We start from the raw sequence: 2,676 nt of genomic DNA, 5'->3' as shown, positions 1-2,676 counted from the left end.
AATAGGCAATTCAACGTTTGCTTGGTTCTTGTTCTAGTATTATCCTTTCATAACATACAGTTTCTATTCTGTGTACGGATAAACGATCGATACATTTTCTCTACATTCTGCAAAGAAAAAGCCCTCAAAAGAGGACCTTTACTGTTCGTCTGTATCAAAGACCGCGACAACATCGGAAAAGAACTGCTTCATGTGGTACCAAATCCAGTCGAGTATTTGGTTGACTTCATCTATTTCTCCAGAAACGTGCCCTGCAGAGGCCATATACGGCTCACTGTTAACGAGTAATACATTGCCTTTTACTTCGCCTTCTACATGAAGTTCTCCGTTACGGACCACTAGATTGCCCTCAATGACTTCACCCTCTGGGACCACTACTCTTCCACTCTCTCGATCAATCTGCAAGTTACCAGAACCAGCAACCGTTACCTGCTCCCCTTCTGTCATCCATAGCGAAAAGACGCTCGAGGACATCAAAATAATAAAAACGGCTGCTGCAACAGCAAGCGGATGTTTTCGGACCCATTTTTTCCAGGTCGCTGTCTTTTTCCGCTTCGGTAATTTTGCCATCACACCCATTGTAAAATCAGAGGGAGCTTGGATATGTGAAGCACTTTGAATAAATGCGATCGTCTTTTGAAGCTCTAGCACATACCTTTGACAATGGGGGCAGGAAGTCATATGACTTTCAAGCATCTGCTTTTCTTGATCGGTCGCTTCTCCATCGATATATTTATTGATGATCTCATCATAGTGATGTTCACAACTCATCCTGTCTCACCCTTTCTACACATGACGCATGCGCTTTCGCAGCGCTTCTCGTCCTCGATGAATCCTCGTTTTGACCGTTGAAACCGGTAAATCTAATACATCACTAATTTCTTTCAACGACAAATCTTCCATATATTTCAAAATAATCGCTGTCCGGTATTTCGGTGGAAGCTCAGCAATTTCAGCCTGTATCCAATCTTGGGTTTCCATCGTAACCACTTGCTCCTCAGGTAAAGCCTTATCCGCCGCAAGCTGGGACCCAATGGTTAGGCCATCGGCTCCCTGTACAGGATCCTCTAAATAAAAATCTGGTTTCTTTTTTCGTAAGCGATCAATGGCAACATTGGTAGCAATTCGAAAAATCCACGTTGAAAACTTTCGATTGATATCATAACGGTCAATATTCGTATACGCTCTTAAAAATGCCTCTTGTGCAACATCTTGTGCTTCATGGGCATTTCCAACCATACGGTATGCAACTTGATAGACTTTGTCTTTATACAATTCGACGAGTTCAGCAAAGGCCTGCTCGTCACCCTTCCTCACTTCTTTAACTAATCGTTTTACGATTGTATCCATTCTATTACCCCTGCTCACATCGGTCTAATTCCTTCTACGAATGAAACGAACCGTTCGTTTCATTCTTTTCCCTATTTTTTATTTTACCATGAATTCATCGTTTGTAAGTAAATTTCCAAGTTTCATATTTTTCATATAGGGTACAGGTTAATTACGACTCAAGTTCAAATAAGGATGTGAGCACATGGAGGAACAATCCAACAAACAGCGATTGCTTTTTGAGATTGAGAATTTCCGGCAATCGTTAAATGATTTGGGGAGAAGTCAACCACTAGATTCAAATGACATCATTGTGTATAGCCAAAAGCTGGACTCCTTATTAAACCAATACACATCACTTTCTGTCCAAAACAATCCTGCCACTCACTCGAAATACTCACAAATCTAGAGAACATCGATCATAGCGAATAACTCTTTTGTCGCTAGACTTACTTCTTACTAGAACCATATTCCAGCGACAGCTTTCGTTTTTCTCAGATTACCAGAGTCATTTTATTTTCGATTCAAAAAAGCCTTAGAATCTCGATTCTAAGGCTTAACATTTCTTTAATTGGTGGAGCCTAGCGGGATCGAACCGCTGACCTCCTGCGTGCAAGGCAGGCGCTCTCCCAGCTGAGCTAAGGCCCCATTTTAAATAGGGAGGTTAAATGATTGGAGCGGAAGACGGGATTCGAACCCGCGACCCCCACCTTGGCAAGGTGGTGTTCTACCACTGAACTACTTCCGCACATCTTTGAAAAATAGTGAGCCATGAAGGACTCCGACACGAAGTTAGTCCTGCTACTCTTCCCAGTTTCATCCGTGCTGCACGGGGAGAACCGTAGGTGAGAGGCCTTACTTCTTTGAAAATGGTGAGCCATGAAGGACTCGAACCTTCGACCCTCTGATTAAAAGTCAGATGCTCTACCAACTGAGCTAATGGCTCTCATTTTTAGGTGTTTTCCAGCTTTGACAGTGTGCAAAGCTGGAAAACACCTAAAAACATAATAAAAGAATTGGCTGGGCTAGCTGGATTCGAACCAACGCATGACGGAGTCAAAGTCCGTTGCCTTACCGCTTGGCTATAGCCCAACAAATCGAAATGGTGGAGGGGGACGGATTCGAACCGCCGAACCCTGAGGGAGCGGATTTACAGTCCGCCGCGTTTAGCCACTTCGCTACCCCTCCATCCTGCAAATCTTCGTAAAATAAAGGATGCCGGCCAGAGGACTTGAACCCCCAACCTACTGATTACAAGTCAGTTGCTCTACCAATTGAGCTAGACCGGCATATGGTGGAGGATGACGGGATCGAACCGCCGACCCCCTGCTTGTAAGGCAGGTGCTC

Annotated in this window: 3 protein-coding genes and 6 tRNA genes; 1 reads left to right on the top strand and 8 read right to left on the bottom strand. The window is 44.0% G+C overall.

Annotation, left to right across the window (positions count from 1 at the left end; genetic code table 11):
* Nucleotides 1-138: 138 nt before the first annotated feature.
* Nucleotides 139-771, bottom strand: coding sequence for an anti-sigma-W factor RsiW (gene rsiW / locus BLT_RS0118545; RefSeq protein ID WP_017729225.1), 633 nt, complete (start codon nucleotides 769-771; stop codon nucleotides 139-141).
* 15 nt (nucleotides 772-786) lie between these two features.
* Nucleotides 787-1,350 (bottom strand): RNA polymerase sigma factor SigW, encoded by a 564-nt coding sequence (gene sigW / locus BLT_RS0118540; RefSeq protein ID WP_017729224.1) that lies wholly within the window; start codon nucleotides 1,348-1,350, stop codon nucleotides 787-789.
* Nucleotides 1,351-1,534: 184 nt separating this feature from the next.
* Between sigW and BLT_RS22365 the strand changes: the two genes are divergently transcribed.
* Nucleotides 1,535-1,738, top strand: a complete 204-nt coding sequence (locus tag BLT_RS22365; protein WP_017729223.1) for an aspartyl-phosphate phosphatase Spo0E family protein — start codon at nucleotides 1,535-1,537, stop codon at nucleotides 1,736-1,738.
* Nucleotides 1,739-1,901: 163 nt separating this feature from the next.
* Here BLT_RS22365 and BLT_RS0118530 read toward each other — a convergent pair.
* From BLT_RS0118530 to BLT_RS0118505, 6 genes are all read right to left on the bottom strand, one after another.
* Nucleotides 1,902-1,977, bottom strand: a tRNA-Ala gene (locus BLT_RS0118530).
* 25 nt (nucleotides 1,978-2,002) lie between these two features.
* Nucleotides 2,003-2,077, bottom strand: a tRNA-Gly gene (locus tag BLT_RS0118525).
* 122 nt (nucleotides 2,078-2,199) lie between these two features.
* Nucleotides 2,200-2,275: transfer RNA gene (locus tag BLT_RS0118520), tRNA-Lys, on the bottom strand.
* A 71-nt stretch (nucleotides 2,276-2,346) separates the two neighbouring features.
* Nucleotides 2,347-2,421, bottom strand: a tRNA-Gln gene (locus tag BLT_RS0118515).
* Nucleotides 2,422-2,432: 11 nt separating this feature from the next.
* A tRNA-Tyr gene (locus BLT_RS0118510) sits at nucleotides 2,433-2,517 on the bottom strand.
* A 28-nt stretch (nucleotides 2,518-2,545) separates the two neighbouring features.
* Nucleotides 2,546-2,618 (bottom strand) — tRNA-Thr (locus BLT_RS0118505).
* Nucleotides 2,619-2,676: the final 58 nt, after the last annotated feature.

The sequence above is a fragment of the Halalkalibacterium ligniniphilum genome, from assembly GCF_000334155.1.
GTDB classification, from domain to species: Bacteria; Bacillota; Bacilli; order Bacillales; family Bacillaceae_D; genus Halalkalibacterium; species Halalkalibacterium ligniniphilum.
Note: the sequence above shows the minus strand (reverse complement) of the source record. Positions and strands in the feature narration are given on the sequence as shown.

Bases quoted from the DNA above. Each gene is read 5' to 3' on its own strand.
- rsiW (WP_017729225.1), bottom strand. From the start codon at position 771: ATGAGTTGTGAACATCACTATGATGAGATCATCAATAAATATATCGAT.
- sigW (WP_017729224.1), bottom strand. From the start codon at position 1,350: ATGGATACAATCGTAAAACGATTAGTTAAAGAAGTGAGGAAGGGTGAC.
- BLT_RS22365 (WP_017729223.1), top strand. From the start codon at position 1,535: ATGGAGGAACAATCCAACAAACAGCGATTGCTTTTTGAGATTGAGAAT.